At 29.4% G+C, this 21,835-nt stretch carries 20 protein-coding genes; 9 read left to right on the top strand and 11 right to left on the bottom strand.

Annotation, left to right across the window (positions count from 1 at the left end):
• The first annotated feature begins 69 nt into the window (after positions 1-69).
• A complete protein-coding gene (locus N5A56_RS01175; protein ID WP_265724150.1) occupies positions 70-849 on the top strand; it encodes a sulfite exporter TauE/SafE family protein in 780 nt (259 codons plus the stop codon).
• Here the strand turns inward: N5A56_RS01175 and N5A56_RS01180 are convergent, their stop codons facing one another.
• Positions 850-2,502, bottom strand: a complete 1,653-nt coding sequence (locus N5A56_RS01180) for a serine hydrolase (protein WP_265724149.1) — start codon at positions 2,500-2,502, stop codon at positions 850-852.
• Between the two features lie 216 nt (positions 2,503-2,718).
• On the opposite strand from N5A56_RS01180, the gene N5A56_RS01185 reads away from it, so the two are divergent.
• Positions 2,719-3,498, top strand: a complete 780-nt coding sequence (locus N5A56_RS01185) for a TerC family protein (RefSeq protein WP_274270134.1) — start codon at positions 2,719-2,721, stop codon at positions 3,496-3,498.
• A gap of 207 nt (positions 3,499-3,705) precedes the next feature.
• Here the strand turns inward: N5A56_RS01185 and N5A56_RS01190 are convergent, their stop codons facing one another.
• Genes N5A56_RS01190 through N5A56_RS01210 form a run of 5 tightly spaced genes read right to left on the bottom strand, consistent with a single transcriptional unit; the run spans position 3,706 to position 6,969 of the window.
• Positions 3,706-3,939, bottom strand: a complete 234-nt coding sequence (locus N5A56_RS01190; RefSeq protein ID WP_265724147.1) for a hypothetical protein — start codon at positions 3,937-3,939, stop codon at positions 3,706-3,708.
• A complete protein-coding gene (locus N5A56_RS01195) occupies positions 3,932-4,414 on the bottom strand; it encodes a hypothetical protein (RefSeq protein WP_265724146.1) in 483 nt (160 codons plus the stop codon). Before N5A56_RS01195 ends, N5A56_RS01190 begins: the two co-directional genes overlap by 8 nt.
• On the bottom strand, positions 4,414-5,358 hold the full coding sequence (locus tag N5A56_RS01200) for a phosphoribosylaminoimidazolesuccinocarboxamide synthase (RefSeq protein WP_265724145.1): 945 nt from the start codon (positions 5,356-5,358) through the stop codon (positions 4,414-4,416). The genes N5A56_RS01195 and N5A56_RS01200 overlap by 1 nt, the downstream gene beginning before the upstream one ends.
• A gap of 40 nt (positions 5,359-5,398) precedes the next feature.
• On the bottom strand, positions 5,399-6,019 hold the full coding sequence (locus tag N5A56_RS01205; RefSeq protein ID WP_265724144.1) for a hypothetical protein: 621 nt from the start codon (positions 6,017-6,019) through the stop codon (positions 5,399-5,401).
• Entirely contained in the window at positions 6,016-6,969 is a 954-nt protein-coding gene (locus tag N5A56_RS01210) for a PhoH family protein (protein WP_265724143.1), read from the bottom strand. Before N5A56_RS01210 ends, N5A56_RS01205 begins: the two co-directional genes overlap by 4 nt.
• Positions 6,970-7,097: 128 nt before the next feature.
• On the opposite strand from N5A56_RS01210, the gene N5A56_RS01215 reads away from it, so the two are divergent.
• The 5 genes from N5A56_RS01215 (at position 7,098) to gldG (ending at position 11,258) form a co-directional block, all read left to right on the top strand.
• Complete coding sequence (locus N5A56_RS01215; RefSeq protein WP_265724142.1) at positions 7,098-7,958, top strand: SAM hydrolase/SAM-dependent halogenase family protein; 861 nt, start codon at positions 7,098-7,100, stop codon at positions 7,956-7,958.
• 4 nt (positions 7,959-7,962) lie between these two features.
• Complete coding sequence (locus tag N5A56_RS01220; RefSeq protein ID WP_265724141.1) at positions 7,963-8,259, top strand: putative quinol monooxygenase; 297 nt, start codon at positions 7,963-7,965, stop codon at positions 8,257-8,259.
• A 3-nt stretch (positions 8,260-8,262) separates the two neighbouring features.
• Positions 8,263-8,802: a GNAT family N-acetyltransferase gene (locus N5A56_RS01225; RefSeq protein WP_265724140.1), complete on the top strand. Its 540-nt coding sequence runs from the start codon at positions 8,263-8,265 to the stop codon at positions 8,800-8,802.
• A 103-nt stretch (positions 8,803-8,905) separates the two neighbouring features.
• Positions 8,906-9,625 (top strand): gliding motility-associated ABC transporter permease subunit GldF, encoded by a 720-nt coding sequence (gene gldF, locus N5A56_RS01230; protein ID WP_265724139.1) that lies wholly within the window; start codon positions 8,906-8,908, stop codon positions 9,623-9,625.
• Positions 9,618-11,258: a gliding motility-associated ABC transporter substrate-binding protein GldG gene (gldG, locus tag N5A56_RS01235; protein ID WP_265724138.1), complete on the top strand. Its 1,641-nt coding sequence runs from the start codon at positions 9,618-9,620 to the stop codon at positions 11,256-11,258. The genes gldF and gldG overlap by 8 nt, the downstream gene beginning before the upstream one ends.
• 225 nt (positions 11,259-11,483) lie before the next feature.
• On the opposite strand, the gene N5A56_RS01240 is transcribed toward gldG, so the two are convergent.
• On the bottom strand, positions 11,484-12,245 hold the full coding sequence (locus tag N5A56_RS01240) for a Rossmann-fold NAD(P)-binding domain-containing protein (protein WP_265724137.1): 762 nt from the start codon (positions 12,243-12,245) through the stop codon (positions 11,484-11,486).
• Positions 12,246-12,248: 3 nt separating this feature from the next.
• Positions 12,249-12,917: an MIP/aquaporin family protein gene (locus tag N5A56_RS01245; RefSeq protein ID WP_265724136.1), complete on the bottom strand. Its 669-nt coding sequence runs from the start codon at positions 12,915-12,917 to the stop codon at positions 12,249-12,251.
• A 107-nt stretch (positions 12,918-13,024) separates the two neighbouring features.
• On the opposite strand from N5A56_RS01245, the gene N5A56_RS01250 reads away from it, so the two are divergent.
• Both N5A56_RS01250 and N5A56_RS01255 read left to right on the top strand, forming a co-directional pair.
• A complete protein-coding gene (locus N5A56_RS01250) occupies positions 13,025-13,960 on the top strand; it encodes a DUF2911 domain-containing protein (RefSeq protein ID WP_265724135.1) in 936 nt (311 codons plus the stop codon).
• Positions 13,961-14,142: 182 nt separating this feature from the next.
• Positions 14,143-15,765 carry a hypothetical protein gene (locus N5A56_RS01255; protein WP_274270135.1) on the top strand — a complete coding sequence of 541 codons (1,623 nt, stop codon included), beginning with the start codon at positions 14,143-14,145 and terminating at the stop codon, positions 15,763-15,765.
• Between the two features lie 210 nt (positions 15,766-15,975).
• Here the strand turns inward: N5A56_RS01255 and N5A56_RS01260 are convergent, their stop codons facing one another.
• The 3 genes from N5A56_RS01260 to N5A56_RS01270 all read right to left on the bottom strand — a co-directional run bounded on the left by N5A56_RS01260 (position 15,976) and on the right by N5A56_RS01270 (position 21,574).
• Positions 15,976-16,947, bottom strand: coding sequence for a Gfo/Idh/MocA family protein (locus N5A56_RS01260; protein WP_265724132.1), 972 nt, complete (start codon positions 16,945-16,947; stop codon positions 15,976-15,978).
• A 3-nt stretch (positions 16,948-16,950) separates the two neighbouring features.
• Positions 16,951-18,651: a sodium:solute symporter family protein gene (locus tag N5A56_RS01265; protein WP_265724131.1), complete on the bottom strand. Its 1,701-nt coding sequence runs from the start codon at positions 18,649-18,651 to the stop codon at positions 16,951-16,953.
• 433 nt (positions 18,652-19,084) lie between these two features.
• Positions 19,085-21,574, bottom strand: a complete 2,490-nt coding sequence (locus N5A56_RS01270) for a PIG-L family deacetylase (protein WP_265724130.1) — start codon at positions 21,572-21,574, stop codon at positions 19,085-19,087.
• Positions 21,575-21,835 lie beyond the last annotated feature (261 nt).

A 21,835-nucleotide genomic window follows, 5' to 3' on the forward strand; every position in this document is an offset into this window, starting at 1 on the left:
AATAGATAAAAAACAATATTTAAAATAAACTTACACCTTATATTAAAGAGAATAATATATTTGCTTACAATGAATTTACAGCTAATATTTGAAGTTTTATTAACAAATTGGCACATTATAAGCTTCTTTTTTATGGTTGCAATTTTATATGCTGCTGTTGGTTTTGGTGGTGGATCTAGTTATTTAGCAATTTTAGCATTAACTGGCATCTTATTCACACAAATAAGAGCAACAGCTTTATTATGTAATATTGTTGTTGTGTCTAGTAATGTTTTCTTGTTTGTTAAACAAAAGGAATTAAATTTTAAAAAAGTAGTTCCTTTAGTTCTTTTAAGTATACCTCTTGCTTTTTTTGGTGGAAAATTGAAGATAAATCAAAATATCTTTTTTATCCTTTTAGGTTTTACACTTCTTTTTGCTGCAATTACGATGTGGCTTTCTAAAAAAATTATTTCTTCGGATGAAAAACCAATAAAACTAAACATAGAGAAAAATGCAACCTTTGGCGGTATCATTGGTTTTATTTCTGGGATGGTTGGTATTGGTGGTGGTATTTTTTTAGCACCTCTTTTACATCTTACAAATTGGGACACTCCTAAAAAAATTGCTGCAACTGCTAGTTTTTTTATTTTAGTGAATTCTATTGCTGGTTTTATTGGGCAATATTCTAATCCTGATTTTTATATCGACTGGAATTTAACTTCTATTCTACTTATAACCGTTTTTATTGGCGGACAAATTGGTAGTAGAATAAGCAACACTTACTTTACACCTATTCAATTAAAAAAGGCAACCGCTATATTGATTGCCTTTGTGAGTATTCGTATTTTAATTAAATATCTTTTCTAGTTATTTCTTAATCGCTTTCATTGCTCTTCCTCCTTGATTTAAAGTTAATGAATTTACAATTCCTTCATCATTTTTATGAAACTCAACACTTGCTTTTACAACTTTTAGATAAAATGTAGTTTCTGTTTCTGCAAATAATTCAAATTGTGGTTGACCGGTTGCTTGTGCAAATAATTGGTTTCTTTTTGATGTTACTGTAATTACAAAACCTGGTTGTAATTCATAAGCTCCATCATATTTTTTTAAAACATCTTCTGCAATGGTAATTACATCTTTTACTTTTGGCGCTTTTTCATCAATAAAAACTCCTTTAAATTTATGTATTCTGTTTTTAAAAAGTACAATCTTTTTACCTTCTTCTAATGAAAAATCAAAAGCAATAAAACCTTCTTTAAATGAAAAAGTATTTGGAGAAGTTGGGTAAATTTTAAATTCTTGAGAACTTCCTTTTCTTTGACTATATAATTGACCATCTTTTAAAGTAATATACCTTAAAGCATCATCGGTAAACTTATAAGTTCCAACCCATTTATTTAGTTGTTCATTAGTTAACTTTACCACATTATCTTCCGTAACTCTTGGCTTATCAATAGCCAAAGCTGCAATTTCTAAAGCTGCATCTGTTGGAGATTTACAACCGCAATTAGAAAAAAGAATTACATATACATTTTTACTTGGTACAAAAACACCCATAGATAAATAACCAGGTATTGCACCACCATGTTCTATCGTTGCTATGTCGCTAATCTCATTTAAACTCCAACCATAACCATAATTTATTTTATCTCCATTATTTAATGTATAATTCGTGAATGCCTTATCTATAGTTGATTCTTTCACAAAAACGTCTCCCGTAATTGCTGTTTGCCATTTTAACATATCATCTACAGTAGACATTACAGAACCTGCTGCATAAGGCAATGTTAAACTTATATATTGAGCATTCGAAAACTCGTCTCTTTTTTGATACCCAGAAGCTCTATTTTTTATCAACTTTGTATGACTTCCAAAATAAGAATTCTTCATATCTATTTTATCAAAAATTCTTTCTTGAAGAAATTTCGCATAAGATAATCCGCTTACTTTTTCGATAATGTATCCTAAAATAAAATACCCAGAATTATTATATTTATACTTTTCTCCAGGATTAAAATCCATTGGTTCGTTTTTAAAGAAATCGATAAATTTTAGAGGAGACTTATCAAGAGTCATCACTTTTCCAAATTCTTGCATAGAGGTATAACTTTTAATACCAGAAGTATGTGTTAATAAATGATGTATTGTTATTTTTTGACCATTTGTAGGATAATCTGGAATAAATTTAGTGATATCGTCTTCTAAACTTAATTTACCTTCTTCTAATAACATTAATATTGAAACAGCAGTAAATTGTTTTGTAATAGAACCTACTTCAAAAACATTATTGGGAGTCATATTTACATCTAACTCTAAATTTGCTTTCCCAAAAGCTTTACGATAAATAACTTTTCCGTTTTTAGCAACTAGCGCAGCAACACCTGTTTCGTTCTTTTTAAACTGATTATTAAGTATTTTATCTATTTTAGATTCTAAATTTTGCGCCTTACCTGTATTAATAAAAAATACACAAAGCGCACATAAAACTATTGATTTTAAAAAAGGCAGCGTTTTCATTTAATGGTTTTTTTAAGTTAATTGATTTTTTAATATGACGACATAAAAACCTTTAAGTTACAATTATTCTACCAAAAGCATACATCTATAAACTCATTCCTTTTAAATACACTTAAATTACAATTGTATTTATTACAAAAAAACTCAATATGATTTAATTTCTTTAAATATCTTTGAGCTTGAAATTTTTCAAAAAAAATAATCAAAAAAAATAGCATGTTAGAAATTGTTTTCACATTAGTAATGTTGGTTTTATTACAAGCCGTTTTAGGTTTCGACAATTTACTATACATATCATTAGAATCTAAAAAAGCACCAGAAGCTGCTCAAAAAAAGGTTAGAAAAACTGGAATTTTAATAGCAATCGTTTTAAGGATTGTATTACTATTTGTACTTGTTTCTATCATCGATTTTTTCCAAGAACCTTTTTCATTTTTATCTGGCGGAATAAAAGATGTTATAAAATTTGCTTTTAACGGTCATAGTATAATTGTACTTTTAGGTGGTGGTTTTATAATTTACACAGCTATTAAAGAAATTTGGCACATGATTTCTACTAAAGGATTAGGTGTTGATGATATGGCTACAGAAAAAAAATCTAAATCTGCAAACGCTGTTATTACTAGTATTGTAATAATGAATTTAGTTTTTTCTTTCGATTCTATTTTAGCTGCAATTGGGCTTACTAGCGAAATAGAAAGTTCTACAACTGCTTTTATCGTTATGGCAATTGCAATTGTAATTAGTGGTTTATTAATGCTTGTTATGGCAGATAAAATTTCTACATTTTTATCTAAAAACAGAATGTACGAGGTATTAGGTTTGTTTATCCTTTTTATAGTGGGAATAATGCTAGTTACAGAAGGTGGTCATTTAGCACACATTAAAATTTTCGGCGAAGAAATTGTACCAATGAGTAAAACAACATTCTACTTTGTATTAGCCATTTTAATAATTGTAGATATTGTACAAGGTAGATATCAAAAAAATTATTAGCAGAACAAAACAAATAATGTAATTTGTTTTTTAATATAAAAAAAGTCGTTGTAAATAAATACAACGACTTTTTTTATGGCAATTCAGAAATACTATCTTTAATTCTTTGGGATGTAATTTGTAAAATCCTTCTATTTATTTCTGATGAATTTTCTGAATAAAATAAAAATTCATCCTCAGAAAAATGACCAATTACAAAACCTAATGTTAAGTTTTTATAATTATTATCAGTTTTAAAAACAGACGATATTCTACTCCTTTTTTCTTTTCTGGTAAAACTATTAAATCGATTTTCCTTTTTTGTAGATAATTTTTAAAAGAGGCAATTAATAATTGATGCTGCATTTTTACAATAGGTCGAAGTACTTCATTCTGAAATTTTTCTATTTCTGAAGTTCCTTTATTTACTAAATTTGATAAAACGGGTCTTTCTTTAGTCATTTCCTAATAAATCATCTAACTCTAATTGAAAATCATATTGTAAATCTTCGTGTAACTTTTCAATCGCTTTTTTTATCAATTTAATTTGAGAGTTAAAAACATTTTGTAGTCTTTGACTTCTTTTAATTGAAGGTCTAAAATCTTTTAGTTTTCTACAGAAATACAATAACAATTCTGCTTCTGTTTCTTTCTTTTTAGAATATCTAATAAATTTCTTTGTGCTTGTTAAAATCTTACGAGCACTTTTTCGAATATAGAAAAAACTCTTTGTGTTTATCTCAGAGAACTGCACATCCATTTCATCTTTTATAGATTGTATGTATGCTTCTTCGTTATGAGACTCAAACATTAAATACGTGAGTAATTCTTTATTCTCTTTTTTAAACCTTGATAAATGTAAACATAACTCTTTTAACTCACTGGCAGATTTGTGAGTTAATTCGTCTTTTAATTGTTTTATAGTTACGGCTTTCATTAAGCTAGAAAATCCAAAACGTTTTTTTCGATTCTATTAATCACATTTTCTGTAGAAGCTTTTACAAACTTTTCTCCAGTAATCTGTTCATATAACTCTATATATCTGTTAGAAATTTCAATTACTTTTTCTTCAGACATTGCTGGTATTTGTTGCCCTTCTAATCCTTGAAAACCATTTTCAATTAACCATTGGCGCACAAACTCTTTAGATAATTGTTTTTGAGCTTCTCCTTTATCTTGTCTTTCTTGATATCCTTCTGCATAAAAATAACGAGAAGAATCTGGCGTATGAATTTCATCAATTAAAACAATTTTACCTTCTTTTGTTTTACCAAATTCATATTTAGTATCAACCAAAATTAAGCCACGTTTTGCAGCAATTTCTGTTCCTCTAGCAAATAATTTACGCGTATAATCTTCAAGAATTAAATAATCTTCTTCAGATACTATTTGGTTTGCTAAAATAGCTTCTCTTGTAATATCTTCGTCATGATCTCCATTATCTGCCTTTGTAGATGGCGTAATAATTGGTGTTGGAAATTTATCATTTTCTTTTAACCCTTCTGCCATTTCTACACCACATAAAACTCTTTTACCTGCTTTATACTCACGTGCTGCATGACCAGACATATAACCTCTAATTACCATTTCTACTTTAAAAGGATCGCATAAATGACCAACAGCTACGTTTTCATCAGGATTTGCAATTAACCAATTAGGAACAATATCTGCTGTATCATTCATCATTTTTGTTGCAATCTGATTTAAAATCTGACCTTTAAACGGAATCTGACTTGGCAAAATAACATCGAAAGCAGATAATCTATCTGTTGCAATCATTACCAAAAGATCGTTATTTATATTGTAAACCTCTCTTACTTTTCCTTTATAAATAGACTTCTGATTTGGAAACTGAAAATTGGTATCGTTAATTGTATTCATTTGTTATGTTGTTGTTTGCGCAAAAATAAACTTTCCTAATTTATTTCTTTTTGTTTTCTAAAATTTTTATTTGCTTCAAATTATCTGCAATTGGTGTAACCGTCATTACTTTTTCTCCTGGTATAAAATAAAAGAAATAAGCCGAATTTTGCCCTACTTTTTTAACATCTAATTTTGTATTGTCTTTAAAAATTAAAGAATAATTTGGCACAATCTCTTCTTTGGTTAACTTTTGCTTTGTTCCAATTCCCATACCTGTTCTCATAGAAATAAATAAAAGAAAAAATAGAAACATCATCCCTTGCGGATTGTTCTTTTTCTTTTCTAATTCGGCATATTTTTTATCCCATTTTTCTATGTTGTACATTTTTCTGTACCACTTTTTAACTCTTAAGTAAGCGTATAATTTAAACATCCATTTAGAAAAGTACATTTGCATTAACCAAAACATTAAAATAAGAAAAATAGAAATTTTCCAATTATTTGTTAATAAACTAATTGGAGATATTAAAGCATCTAAAATTGTTGTATAATTTAAGTAAGAAACACCAAAAATTCCATAAAAAATAGCATCACTTACAATACCTAAAATAATAAGATATAAATAACCTATATAAAAATAATCTTGTAAGCCTAGTTTCTCTTTTTCAATTTTTATCATTCTGTTTCTATACTTTTATAAGCACTAATAATTTTACGAACCAACCTGTGTCTAACCACATCTTTGTCATCTAAATATACTTGAGCAATTCCGTTAATATCTTTTAGAGCTAATAAAGATTCTTTTAAACCCGAAACTTGTTTTCTTGGTAAATCTATTTGACCAGGATCTCCAGTAATTATAAACTTAGCACTTTTACCCATTCTTGTTAAAAACATTTTCATTTGATTATGAGTCGTATTTTGTGCTTCATCTAAAATTACAAACGCATTGTCTAAAGTTCTACCTCGCATAAATGCCAAAGGTGCAATCTGTATTACTCCTTTTTCTATAAACGACTCTAATTTTTCATGCGGAATCATATCTCTTAGCGCATCATATAAAGGTTGCATATAAGGATCTAATTTCTCTTTTAAATCTCCTGGTAAAAACCCTAAATTTTCACCAGATTCTACAGCAGGTCTTGTTAAAATTATTCTTCTAACTTCCTTTTCTTTTAATGCTTTTACAGCAAGTGCAACCGCCGTATATGTTTTTCCTGTTCCTGCTGGTCCTACCGCAAATAACATATCGTTCTTATTCATTAACGATACCATTTTACGTTGATTTTCTGTCTGTGGCTTAATTAACTTACCGCCAACACCATGCACTAGAATGTCTTTTATACTTTTAGCATTATTTGCTTTTTCTTCATTTCCGTTAGAAGTTAAAATTTGCTCAATGCTATTTTCATCTAAGTTATTATATCTATTAAAATACTTTATTAAACGTTCTAAACGAACCTCAAATTCATCTAAAATTTCTGCTTCACCATAAATTTTTAATTTAGAGCCTCTTGCAACAATTTTAATTTTTGGAAAGTATTTTTTTAATTGTTCTATAGTACTATTGTGTGCTCCAAAGAAATCTTTTGGGTTAATTTCTGTTAACTCTATAATGCGTTCGTTCAAATGTTTAATCTATTAGAAAGTTAGTAATAATTATTAAATTAAAAATAGTAATTAAAACTAGTAAATTGATTAGATTTGCTTAAAATATTCAAGAACTTTTACACAACTAATTAACAGCAAAAAAATTAATGTCTTTTATTACATTAACTACAGATTTCGGAACGAAAGACCACTTTGTTGGAGCGGTTAAAGGCGCCATTTATTCTGAACTTGCTGATGCTAAAATAGTTGACATAACTCATGAAATAACGCCGTTTAATATTACGGAAACTGCTTATATTTTAAAAAATTCTTACAAAAGTTTTCCTGAAGGAACCATACATATTGTTGGTGTAGACTCTGAGTTAAGTGCAGATAATAAGCATATTGCCATTGAATTAGACAATCACTTTTTTGTATGTCCAGATAACGGATTAATCTCAATGATTGCTTCAGAAATTCAACCTAAAAAGATTGTAGAAATTAATATTCACGATCGTGTAGAAAGTAGTTTTCCTGTTTTAGATGTTTTTGTACAAGTTGCATGTTTTATTGCTCGCGGAGGAAACTTAACTGTAATTGGTAAAGAAATATATGAGTTTAAAAAACTTGTAGAAATACAACCTAAAGTAAACCAAACACAAACACAGATTATTGGTGGTGTTTTATATATAGATAATTACGGAAATGTAATTACAAACATTAGTAAAAAAATGTTTAACGATGTTGGTAAAGGAAGAAGTTTTAAAATAAATGCTTCGCGCTATTCATTTACCAAAATATTTAATAAGTACAACGAAATTATTGGAAAAGATGCTAAAGACTCTATGCAATTTGATGGAGAAAAACTAGCACTTTTTAATTCTGCTGGTTTTTTAGAAATTTCTATCTACAGAAGCAACTTAGATACTGTTGGTGGCGCATCAACCTTACTAGGCTTAGAATATAGAGATCAAATAATTATTGATTTTTTTACAGAATCTAAACCAGAATACACGCCTTTAACCTAAAAATATGTTTGTTAGAATCGTTAAAATGAGTTTGCACACAAAGCACATTGCAGAATTTAGAGAAATGTTTGATGAGAAAAAACATTTTATTAGAAACTCTGAAGGTTGTAAATTATTAGAATTATACCAAGACAAACAAAACCCAGAAATATTTTTTACCTATTCTTATTGGGAAAAAGAAAGTAATCTAGAAAACTATAGAAACTCTGAGTTATTTAAAAACGTTTGGGCAAAAACCAAAACGTTTTTTAATGACAAACCATACGCTTGGAGTGTAGACAAAAAAATAAGTTTAAATTAATATATGAGCCACAATTTTACACCTTTTCCTGTTTTAGAAACAGAAAGATTAACATTAAGAGAATTAAATTTAGATGATGCTAAAGCTATCTTTGGATTAAGAACCAACAAAGAAGTAAATGAGTTTATCGACAGAAAAGTACCAAGAAACCTTTCTGAAGCTAGAGCATTTATAGACCTAATTTCTAAACTTACTTTAAATAATGTAGGTATTTTTTGGGTAATAGAATCTAAAAGTAATCATCAATTAATGGGTACAATTGGTTTGCGTCATTTTGATGATGAAGACGAAGAGGATTATGCAGAAATTGGTTATGAAATAGATCCTAATTACCAACAAAAAGGGTTTATGAGCGAAGCTTTTGATGCTGTTATAGAATACGGTTTTCAAAATTTAGGGTTAAAAAACATTGAAGCCTATACACATTATAATAATGAAGCTTCTATTGCGTTGTTAGAGAAACAAAACTTTGTTTTGCATCCAGAGAGAAGAGATGAAGGTTTTGAAAACAACCGTAGTTATAGATTGGAAGTTAGCAGTTAGTAAAAAGAAACCTCTCTAAATAATTAACGACAATTTAAAATTTGTTCTTTCTGTCAAAAAAAGTTAGAAAGAACAAATTTTTAAAAATAATATTAAAAACACTTTGAAAGCAATTTTAAAAAAAGAATTTAATTCATTTTTTGCGTCACCAATAGCCTATTTAGTTATTGGTGTTTTTTTGTTGATAAACGGTTTATTCCTTTTTATTTTTAATGATGATTTTAATATTTTAAATGCAGGTTTTGCAGATGTAACTCCGTTTTTTTATTTAGCACCTTGGGTTTTTCTATTCCTGATTCCGGCAATAACAATGAAAAGTTTTGCTGATGAATTTAACACTGGAACCATAGAGCTTTTAAAAACAAAACCAATTTCTGATTGGCAAATTGTTTTAGGCAAATTTTGGGCTTCGCTGCTATTAGTTTGTAGTGCCATCGTTCCTACTTTTATATATGTTTTTTCCGTTTATAAATTAGGAAAACCAATTGGAAACATAGATTTTGGCAGCACAATTGGTTCTTATATTGGTTTACTTTTTTTAGCTGCAACTTATACATCTATTGGTTTGTTTACTTCTACTTTATCTAAAAATCAAATAGTCGCTTTTATATTAGGTGTATTTATCACGTTTTTTCTTTTCTACGGATTTGATGCAATTGCAACTTCTTTTGGAGATAGTAGTTTAACGATTCAACAACTAGGAATTAACGAACATTTTAAAAGCATTTCTAGAGGTGTAATTGATACTAGAGATATTATTTACTTTTTAAGCGTAACTTTTTTCTTTTTATTCATAACTAAAACACGTTTAGATAATGAATAAAAAAATAAAAAACAGCGTACTTTTAGTAATTGGTTTAGTCGCTTTAAACCTCTTAAATCAGTCGTTTTACAAACGATTCGATTTAACACAAGACCAACGTTATACACTTTCTGAAACTACAAACACAATTCTCTCTAATGTAAATAATCGACTTTACATTACCGTTTATTTAGAAGGTAGTTTTCCATCAGAATTTAAAAGACTGCAAGTTGAAACGCGCCAATATCTAGAAGAGTTAGCTGCAAAAAACAGTTTTATAAAAATACATTTCGAAAACCCAGACAATCAACGAGAAGCGTTGATAAAAAAAGGCATGATGCCAAGTCAATTAACCGTTGAAGAAGATGGTAAATTATCTGAAGCTATTATTTTTCCTTGGGCAGAAATAAATTATGGTAAACGTACAAAAGTTGTTTCTTTACTTCCAAATGCCATTGTTGCAAGTCAAGAAGAACAATTGCAAAAAGCTGTAGAAAATTTAGAATACAGTTTTAGTAACGCCATTAAAACCATCACTCAAAAACAACAAAAAAAGGTTGCTTTTCTTACCGGAAACGGACAATTAGAAGATATTTATTTGTTTAGTTTTTTAAGTAAAGTATCTCAAAATTATGGTTTAGGAAAATTTACTTTAGATGCGGTTGCTAAAAATCCGAAGGAAACATTAGCAGGTTTAAACAAGTATGATTTAGCAATTATAGCAAAACCTACTCAAAAATTTACTGCTGAAGAAAAATTTACCTTAGATCAATTTATTGCAAACGGAGGTAAAACTTTGTGGATGATAGATAATGTGCAAGCAGATCAAGACAGTTTATTTGCCACAGAAAAAATGATGGCGTATCCAAGAGATTTAAACTTAACAGATATGTTGTTTTCTTACGGTGTTCGTATAAATACTACGTTGGTTAAAGATTTGTATGCTTCTAAAATTGCATTGGCAACAGGTAGCGTTGGTAACCAAACACAATTTAAAAATTTAGATTGGTTTTATCATCCTTTGGTTGCAGGTAACCCAAATCATGCAATTACCAAAAACGTTTCTCCTGTAAGATTACAATTTGCAAACCAAATAGATACTTTAAAAAACGGTATTAAAAAAACACCTTTATTAATGAGTTCTACGCTAACTCAAAAAGTAGGAACTCCTACAATTATTGCGCTGCAATCTATTGCGGAAGAACCTCAGGAAGAAGAATACGTTTCTGGTCATCAATTATTTGGCGTGTTGTTAGAAGGTAATTTTAATTCGGCTTATAAAAACAGAGTAAAACCTTTTGAAACATCACTTTACAAAGAGCAATCTATAGATAATAAAATGATTGTTATTTCGGATGGTGACATTGCTAAAAATCAAGTTTTAAAAGGAAAACCTACAGATTTATCTAGAGATAAATGGACGAATGAAGAGTTTGGTAATAAAGACTTTTTATTAAATGCAGTAGATTATTTATTAGATGACACTGGTTTAATGGAACTTAGAAATAAGACCTTAAAAATTAATATTCTAGACAAACAAAAAGCATTTAAAGAACGTACTTTCTGGCAGTTTATAAATGTTGCTTTACCGCTAATTTTATTATTTACTTTCGGGTTTGTGTTTAATTATTTAAGAAAGAGGAAGTATAGTTAGTGTTTAGTGTTTAGTGTTTAGTGTTTAGTGTTTAGTGTTTAGTGTTTAGTGTTTAGTGAAAATGGAAAATTCTCGATACAATTTTCTCAAAAAAAATCGAAAATCACTCGAATTGACAAACTCTTCTAAACTGAAACTTTAAAACTTCACCTCCTTTTTACTGTGAGACTTTGAAACTTTGAAACTTTGAAACTTTGCCACTTTCAAACTTTACAACTTAAAACCTTAAATAGAAAGTAAATCGTCATGAATAAAAGTATAGTCTAAAACTTCTTGTACTTTTTTAGAGCTTATTATTTTCCATTCATAAACTTCATTGTTTTCAAATTCTGGCACTTCAAAATCGTTGCTTAACTTTGCAATGGTATAAAATTCTCTTCTTGTAGGATGATGATTAGAACAAGCATTAAAGGTTTGATTCCAGCAATTTTGATCTATAATTTCGTGTATAATTTCGATACAATCTTCTTTGTGAATCATGTTTACAAAACCTTTTGGTTGCGGAATTTTTCGTCCGTTTTTAAACCAATTATAAGGTTGTCTTACATCACCAAATAAACCAGCAAAACGAATTATTGTTGTTTCGAAAAAAGTATTTTCTCTAAATAGATTTTCAATTTCTGTTAACGGAGTATTTAAAACAGCATCTTCTTCTGTCATTACCTTATTTAAACGAGCATAAACCGAAGTAGAGCTAATAAAAATTACTTTCTGAATACTTGAATTTTCAATTTGAGAAATCAGATTTTCAAATCCATCTACATCTTTAGAGGTAATTGCAATAATTAAAATATCAGAATTTAAAAAACCATCAAACTCTTCAAATTCAGAAATATTTACAATATAAGGATCGATATTATTATCTTCTAAAAGCTCTAGTTTTTCTTCTGACGTAGTAGAACCTTTTACAGAAAACCCTTCATCTAACAAAGAAATTGATAACGATTTACCTAACCAACCGCAACCTAAAACACTAATATTTCTCATAAATTAACATTTAGAACCTTCTGCACAACAATTATCATCTTTTACCAATCTACAAGAAACTACTGCTAACAAAGCTCCTAAAATTGGCGCAATCATATACATCCATAAATGCTGTAAATTACCAGAAACAATTGCAGGTGCAAAAGATCGTGCCGGATTCATAGAAGCATTTGTAATAGGACCTGCAAACATAGCTTCTAATAAAACTACTGCTCCGATTGCAATACCAGCAATAACACCAATTTCTTTACTACCTGTAGATACATTTATAATTACAAGCATTAAGAAAAAAGTTAATAATAACTCTAACACAAAAGCGCGCCAAACATCTACTGTAGGTATTGTTGCACCTAAAAACTCACTTGTGGGGAATAAAAACCAAAGAATTAAACTAGCTAAAACTCCGCCTAAAACTTGGGCAATTATATATTTAGGCACCTCTTTCCACGCAAACTTTTTAGCATACGCAAAAGCAATAGTAACTGCAGGATTAAAATGTGCTCCAGAAGTATCGCCAAAGGCATAAATCATTGCCATAACAATTAAACCCCAAGTAATTGCAATTCCTACATGCGTTACATCGCCACCAGTAACTTCATTAATTGTCATTGCACCTGTTCCGCAAAAAATCATGGAAAAAGTACCTATAAATTCTGATATATATTTCTTCATCAATTCTAATAATATTGGCAAAGATACAATCCCTTAATTTAAGGTTTTGTTAACATTTGCCGTTTTTTGAAATTGTAATTTTAACAACGAATTAAAACTAATTAATTATGAGAAAAATATCAATCAAATTTTTAAGTGTATTATCCGTTTCTGCACTTTTATTTTTAACAAGTTGTCAAAATAAAGAAACTAAAAAAGTAGTAGAAGTTGAAGAAATAGAAATTGTAAAAGATAAAGCTCCTGTTGTAAAAATAGCTACACCAGCGCCAAGTCCTGCTTCAACAATAGAACAAAAAGTAGGTTTAACAGATGTTACCGTAAAATATTCTAGACCAAGTATAAAAGGGAGAACTATTTTTGGTGATTTAGTACCTTATGGAAAAGTTTGGAGAACAGGTGCAAATGCTAACACTACAGTTACTTTTAGTACTGATGTTATGGTTGGTAACAAAAATGTTGAAGCAGGTACTTATGCTGTTTATACAAAACCAGGAAAAAACAAATGGGAAATGTTGTTATATAGTGATTCTAAGAACTGGGGAAATCCTCAAAAATGGGATGACACAAAAGTGGTTGCAACTGTAACTGTTGATGTACTTAAAATGCCAATGGATGTAGAAACTTTTACTATTACTTTTGATGATTTAACAAGCACAACAGGTGTTTTAGGTTTACTTTGGGAAGATGTTTATGTTGGTATGCCATTTACTGTGCCAACAGATAAAATTGTTATGAGTACTATAGATAAAGTTATGAAAGGTAAGCCAGATGCTGATGCTTTTTATAATGCAGCTGTTTATTATTTAAATGCTGATAAAGACATTAACCAAGCTGTAACTTGGGTGGATAAAGCAATGGAATTAAAAAAAGAAGATCCTAAATTTTGGATGTTAAGACAACAATCTTTAATACATGCAAAAGCAGGTAAAACAGCGACTGCAATTGCAGCAGCAAAAAAATCTTTAGAACTAGCGGAAAAAGCAGGAAATGCTGGTTACGTTAAAATGAACAAAGCTTCTTTAAAAGAATGGGGAGCAAAATAATTTGTTTTCTTTTTTGATATAACAAAATCTCAAGTGAAAGCTTGAGATTTTTTAGTTAAATAGGGTTTTTCCTGTTGATTTTCTAAATTAAATTATCGAACTTCGCTAACTATGAATATAAAACATTAAAACTGTGTATATTCATGTTAACGTAAGGCACAATTAAAAATCAACGAAACTAAATGCCAAGATTATTAAAAAATGACACGGTTAGACTTATTGAAGCTAGTATAGAATCTTTAGGTTTAGCTCAAGTTGGAATTTGTGCATTCAGAAGAGATGTATTGAAGATGGAGCAAGTAAGGTATTCTCCAGAAATTGGGTTGATTGGAACTTCTATTGAATTAGCGATGAGTTCTATCCTAATTCAAGCATTAGGTAAAAAAAGTATTTATCGAGATTATAAAAATGCGAAATACAAAACAGCTTCTGAAATTTTATCTGACTTCAGAACATTACTAAAACAATCATCTTCAAATATTTTATTTTTATCAAATGGCATAAATAATTCAACCGAACATATCGATAAAATACTAGCTTTGACAAACCGATTTCAAATAATAATTACTGGAAGAGCGAACGGATTGCACAATGGTTACGGATTGAATTATGATTTGGTTGCTTCTTTATTTCAAAATGTGAGTGCTTTTTTAAAACTAGTAGGTCTATCAAATAATTTCAAGCCATATCTTACAAAAGTACCTGAGTTAGTCGGTATCAAAATTGATTCAGATTTAGTTATAAATGATTTGTATAAGCGTTTCAATGAAACCAAAAGTTTAATAGAACAAAAATCAATTCTTTCATCACTTTTTTTAATACTACCAGAAATCCCTAAAGAACTACCCGAATGGATTTCTAAATTTGAAAGCATAAAAATTGCACCAAAAAAAACAGATGTAGTTTACCTTATAAATGCTTTAGAACAAGCTAACCCTGTTACCTTAAATAAAGTTACAAGCAGTAGTAATAGCTTAGATGTAAAAATAGTTGGTAGAGATGTTGAGGGAGCTATTCCTATTTCTGTACAATCATTAAAATCCGAATTTACACAAATAAAAGACCAATTTGATGCAGATGTAGCAAGTGCAAACGGAAGATTAAATAAAAACAAGCAATTAGACCTACCTCCAAAAACATCTATTTATAATGCTTTTTCATTTGATTTAGCTGAGTTAAAAATATTAGAAAAGGACAAAAAATTTACAGCACACCAAACTTGGCCTTTTATTATAGAGGCCATCAATATATCTAAAAACAACACAAATGCTCCTTATTGGTTTTTTATCCGAAAGACAAATGATTTAGGACAATTAAAAGCTTGCATAAAAAAATCTTCGAAATATGGAAATAGCTCATTAAGGAAAAATGCAACTCTTGTTCTTGGTGGAATTGAAGCAATCGAAAAAGATGAACCAATAGACACTGACTCAATATTCATACAAAAATTATTGACTGAAATAAACACCTTAAGTTCTCAACTTGATAAACTGAAAAAACTATACAAAAAAAATGGATTAAACGGTTTGACTGAAGATTATAGTCAGTGTTTTGAAGATTTATTTAATGAAAACATCTCAATTGGTGAAGTATTAGAAAAAATTATAGATGATGAAACTATTGATAATTCATCAAAAAAATATTGGATAGCAAAGTTAACGACAATAATGCCAGAATCGCAGGACTTACATATTCTTGCTGGAATACTAAATAATAACGAATATAAAAATGCTCACACTAATATTAGAAAAGCATACAGGGCATTTGATTTTAATACCTTTGGACCAAAAGTAAAAAGTACCTAACAAAGGCAATAATTATTACGGGTTTCTGTGCTTACCCCCCAAAAAAAGTTTAAAGCTTACAACTAAGTCCACCAAATCTTTTGATTTGGCTTTAAAAATGAAAAAAGGTAAAGACAAACAAAATGCTTTGCCTCGTGCTAAACTGAAAGTCTTCTGACTTTCAATTCCAGCCCTAACCATACATGCAACGCTAGCAAACCATTCCAAAAATCAATATTTCAAACCAATAAGTACTCTTACCTCATCTAAGGTTTTAATCAAGGTTTTAGAAAAATCGAAAGTCATAATTGTGCTTTCTTTTTTACCTTCTCTTAATAGCTGGTTAAAATGTTCTGTTTCGTAATTATAACCAATGGTTTTGTAGCTAAAGTCAATCGTTTCTTCAGTATTATTTTTAATAATGGTTACTGTAGAAGGCTCATGAAATTTAGTATTCACCTTAACAACTGCCGTTTCAAAAGTAAAAATTGCTTGTGTTGGTGTATTCTCTAACAATGTACTTTTTAAAGTTGCTTTTGCATCATTATAATTAAAAACCATAGTACATTCTGCATCAGCGCCATTCTTAAAAAAAGCAGCATTGGCATTTATAGAATTTGGCTTTCCTAAAGTAGATAAAGCCGCAAAAATTGGGTAAATACCAATATCTAACAAACTACCGCCACCAACTTCTTTTTTAAAAACTCTACTTGTTTCATCATATACAGGGAAAAAGCCAAAATCTGCTTCTAAATTTTTTAGTTTTCCAAATTTCTCGTTTTTAACAAGCTCTAAAACATAGTTAAAGTGCGGTAAAAAGAAAGTCCATAAAGCTTCCATTAATAACACATTATTTTCTTTGGCAACTGCAATCATCTCCTCTACTTCTTGCAAATTCATTGCAAAAGGTTTTTCGCACAAAACTGCTTTTTTATGCTGTAAACAAAGTAAAGTATGCTCTTTATGAAAACTATGTGGTGTTGCAATATAAATAGCATCTACAGCTGTATCATTTACCAAATCTGTATAAGAACCGTATGCTTTTGTAGCGTTATGTTTTGCTGCAAATTCTATTGCATTTTCTTTACTTCTAGAAGCTACAGCAACTAAGGTTGCATTTTCTATGGTTGCTAAATCTGTGGCAAACTTATTCGCTATTTTTCCTAACCCAATAATTCCCCATTTTATGGTTTTGTTTTCCATTTTTTAAGCTGTTTCAATTGTTTTTAAATCCTTCTTAGAAGGCATAAAAAATTGTAAAATAATTGCAATTCCCATTACTAAAACACAGCCTAATAGGTTCAACCATAAATATGGCAACCAATCTAATAAATAGACACCAATAATTAAAGCTTGTGTAATTAAAGCGGCTATAAAAACAGCATTTCCTCTTACATATTTAATAAAAAATGCTAACAAGAAAATACCTAACACATTTCCGTAGAAAATAGAACCAATAATATTTACAAGTTGAATTAAATTATCAAACAAATTGGCAATACAAGCCACAGAAATGGCAATTACACCCCATAAAAGTGTAAACCATTTAGACGCTTTTACATAATGTGCATCGCTTTTTTCTTCGCCAACATTACGTTTGTATAAATCGATTGCTGTTGTACTTGCCAACGCATTTAATTCTGATGCTGTAGAAGACATAGCTGCAGATAAAATTACAGCCAATAAAAGACCAATTAATCCTCTTGGTAAATTGTTTAAAATAAAATGGATAAACACATAATCTTTATCATTGGTTTCCATTTGCGAATCTGCTTTTTTAATGACAGCTTTAGAAGCTGCTTTTAAAGCTAAATCTCTTTTATTTAAAGCTTGTATTTGCTCTTTTTCGTTTACCTGAAAACCATCAGCAAAAATTGCTTTTTTAGTGTTTTCTATATCAATATGTTCCTTTTCTAATTGTTTGTATTCTGCGATATATTCCGAACTTACAACTGCTGTATTTGCAGTAGGATTAAAGTTTAAAGGCGAAGGATTAAATTGATAAAACACAAAAACCATGACCCCAATTAACAGAATAAAAAACTGCATTGGCACTTTTAACAATCCATTAAAAATTAAACCTAACTGACTTTCTCTAACCGATTTACCAGACAAATAACGTTGCACTTGACTTTGATCTGTACCAAAATACGAAAGCATTAAAAAAGTACCACCAATAATACCCGTCCAAACAGTATAACGATTACTTAAATCGAAAGAAAAATCGAGCACTTCCATTTTGTTACTTGCGCCTGCAATTTCCAATGCTTTTGTAAACGTAATATTTTCTGGCAACTGACTCATAATCATGAAAAATGCAATTAACATTCCTATAAAAATGATAATCATTTGTTGCTTCTGCGTTACGTTTACCGCTTTTGTACCACCAGAAACGGTGTAAATAATCACTAAAAAACCAATAATTACATTTAGAGTTAACAGATCCCAACCTAAAACTGCACTTAAAATAATTGCAGGTGCAAAAATGGTAATTCCTGCAGCTAAACCTCTTTGTATTAAAAATAAAATTGCGGCTAAACTTCTAGTTTTTAAATCGAATCTTCCTTCTAAAAATTCATACGCAGTGTACACTTTTAACTTATGATAAATAGGAATAAAAACCACACAAATAATAATCATTGCAATAGGCAAACCAAAGTAAAACTGCACAAAACCCATTCCGCTATGAAACGCTTGTCCTGGTGTAGATAAAAAAGTTATTGCACTTGCTTGTGTTGCCATAACAGACAAACCGATTGTCCACCATTTACTATCGCTACCACCTTTTATATAATCGGTAACATTTGCGTTTTTTCTGGTAACATAAGTTCCGTATGCAACAATAGAAATTAAAGTTATCGTAAGAATAATCCAATCTATTGTGTGTAATTTACTTGTAATATCCATCGATTAAACTGTAAAATAATTAGTAATTAAATAGAAAGCAATAATGTAAACTACATTTGCTATTAAAACCATTGAATATTCTTTTTTCCAAGTGTATTTTTGTTTCTCCATATTTTTTTATTTGAAGCTATTTCCTGCTTTTCACTATATCTTTTTATTGCTGTCTTTTCAAAGTTTGCTTTTTGTAAACTGAGGCAATCTCATCATTAAAACAGATTGCTTCGTACCTCGCAATGACGCTTATCTATTTAGGCAATAAAAAGGATGCCGTTTCAATCAGGGCTATACTTGTTAACCAGCTTTTTGTAATTATTAACAACAAATTATTTTTTTTAAAAGAGAGATTGCTTCGTACTTCGCAATGACTGTTTTTTTCACTTTCTAACTCTGAAACTTTCAAACTTTGAAACTTTACAACTCTGAGCCTTTGAAACTACTTTTTACCAACAGACAACATATTTGCAAATAACTTATACGCTCCAGAAACTCCTGCAGGCAATTCTCTAAAGAAACTTAAACCTGTATAAATATAATTTCCTTTACCATATTTAGCAATTAGTAAACTTCCTTTTTTTGCTGTTTCCCCTTTATCATTCATAGATAAAATTGGTGTGTATTCATTGCTCCAAGTATTAGGAAAATACAATCCTCTTTCTTGCACCCAACCTTTAAAATCTTTGTTTGTAATTTTATTAGGGAAATTTAATAATTCATGATTTTTTTCTAAAACTCTAACTTCTGCAAACTCATCTGTAACTCTATCTCTAGATAAATTTAACGTAAAAGGTGCTGCAACATCTACATTTCTATTTGTGTTGTATTGCACAATCATGTTCCCGCCTTTTTCTACATATTCTAGTAAAAACTTTTGCTTAAATTTTAACTCTTTTACTACATTATACGCTCTAATTCCTAAAACTACAGCATCGTATTTATGTAAGTTTTTATTGTCTATTTCTAAAGGATTAATTGCCTCAACGGTATAACCAATCTGACGTAAATTTTCTGGAACCGTATCTCCTGCTCCTTTTATATAACCAATATAATTACCCGATTTTTTAATATTTAAACGTACAATTTTTGCTTCAGAATTTAACAATACAGATTGTTTAGGAATGTGATTGTAGTTAATTTCTACCAATTCTTTTTTATACGTTTTACCGTTAGAAGTAGCAATAACTTTTAATTTTCCTTCAGACTGATTTTTTGGTGCTTTTACTAAAAAAGAAACTGTTTGTTTGTCGTTTTTTTGCTGAATTGTAAATGCTATTTCCTTTGGTGTAACTTCCCAACCATTTGGTATTTTTAAATTCACTTTTCCGCTTACATTATTTGCGCCAGCTCTAACTTCTACTAGTACTTTTTTAGGTTCATCATCAGAAAAAATAATTACTTTGTCTTTTAGTTTTGTAGTAATTACTGGTAAAACCTCAAACGGTTCATAAATTTCTCCTTGGTCTCTTTCTGCATATCTTCTCACAATGTTTTTTGTAAAAGAAATAGCAACTTCATCAATAATTAAATTAAAAGTAATTTTTGTTTCTCTTGGTGTTTCTGGCAAGCCAATTAATTCTTGATTCGCTACTTTATACATTCCTAAAGAAGCGGTTTCTCTTAACCAATAAGGATCTGAGTAACTTGTAGTTTTTAAGTGAATTGTTTCTTTAAAATTGATTTTCTTATTTGCAGATAATTCAATTTCTTTTGTAATCGTTTTCTTATTTATTGTTGATGTAATTGATGCTAATTCGATTGCAACATTACTTCTATTTAAAGCCTCGAAATTTACATTTATGTTAGAGTTTGGTGTTCCGGAAGAACTAATAGCAGAAGCTTCTAAATACAAACCTGCACAGGCTTCTATAATTGTTTTAATTTGTTTTGCTTTAATTGTGCGCCAATGTGCATCTTCTAATAATTGAATTTTCTGATACGCTTCCATTAACTTAGGCAAATGCTTAGACGGATTTACAAAATCGAAATTCTTTTCTACATCATATAAAATATCGCCAATTTCCCCACCTTTTTCAATACGATTCCAAGTAGTATTTATTCCTGAAAAAACATCGTTTTTATCTTTTGGTTTTTCTCCTTTTAAAAACTCTGCATACTCTGTTTGTTCTCCTCTTGTTGTTAAACGACCAAAACCTTGGCATAAATGTTGGCTACTTGCCATTGAAGCTAATTCGTTATTAGACAATCCTTTTAACGGATAATAAACCCCAATATCAAATTTAGAAAAATCTTTAGTTGCTTTTTTAAATTCGTCTTCTTTACCTCTATAAAACCAAGAAGAAGTATTAAAAAACAATCTTTTTGGCTGCCAAGTTTCTGTATACTTTAATTGTTCTGGAAACTGGTTTTTATCTCCAACTTTATCAAAAGCAGCAACACTTAACATAGCCGATGTTGTATGATGACCATGTGTTGTACCTGGTGTTCTATGATTAAATCGATTGATTATTACATCTGGTTTAAAGGTTCTAATTGCCCAAACAACATCACTCAAAACCTTTTCTTGTTCCCAAATTTCTAAAGTTTCATCTGGGTGTTTAGAATATCCAAAATCATTAGCTCTTGTAAAAAATTGTTCTCCTCCATCTACGCTTCTTGCTGCTAATAATTCTTGTGTTCTAATTACACCTAATAACTCTCTAATTTCCGATCCTATTAAGTTTTGACCTCCATCTCCTCTTGTTAATGATAAATAACCCGTTCTTGCTTTTACATTATTTGCTAAATATGCAATTAAACGTGTGTTTTCGTCATCTGGATGCGCAGCAATATATAATGCGGTTCCTAGAAAGTTTAATTTTTGAATTTTCTCGTAAATTTGGTTTGAGTTTAATTTCTTTGGTTTTTGAGCAAAAACAGATGTAGAAACCAAAAACGATATTGCAATTAGAGGTAATATTCTCTTCATTTTTTAAACGATTGTAGTGTCAGTTCGAGCGCAGTCGAGAACTAATAAAAAAACTCTCGAGAACTGCGTTCATTACTTTCTTTCAAAAAACATTTTAATTTCTGTAATGCTCGAGGAGATATTTATCTTAATAATTAAAGAATCTCATTGAAACAAATGTACCTTTTTAATCAATAAAAAAAGTGCTCTTAACATAATTATAACGTTTTAAAAGACATCAACAATTTACTCATAACCTGTTAATAAATTAATTTTTAAAAT

This window comes from Polaribacter ponticola (assembly GCF_026191475.2).
In the GTDB taxonomy this organism is placed as follows: domain Bacteria; phylum Bacteroidota; class Bacteroidia; order Flavobacteriales; family Flavobacteriaceae; genus Polaribacter; species Polaribacter ponticola.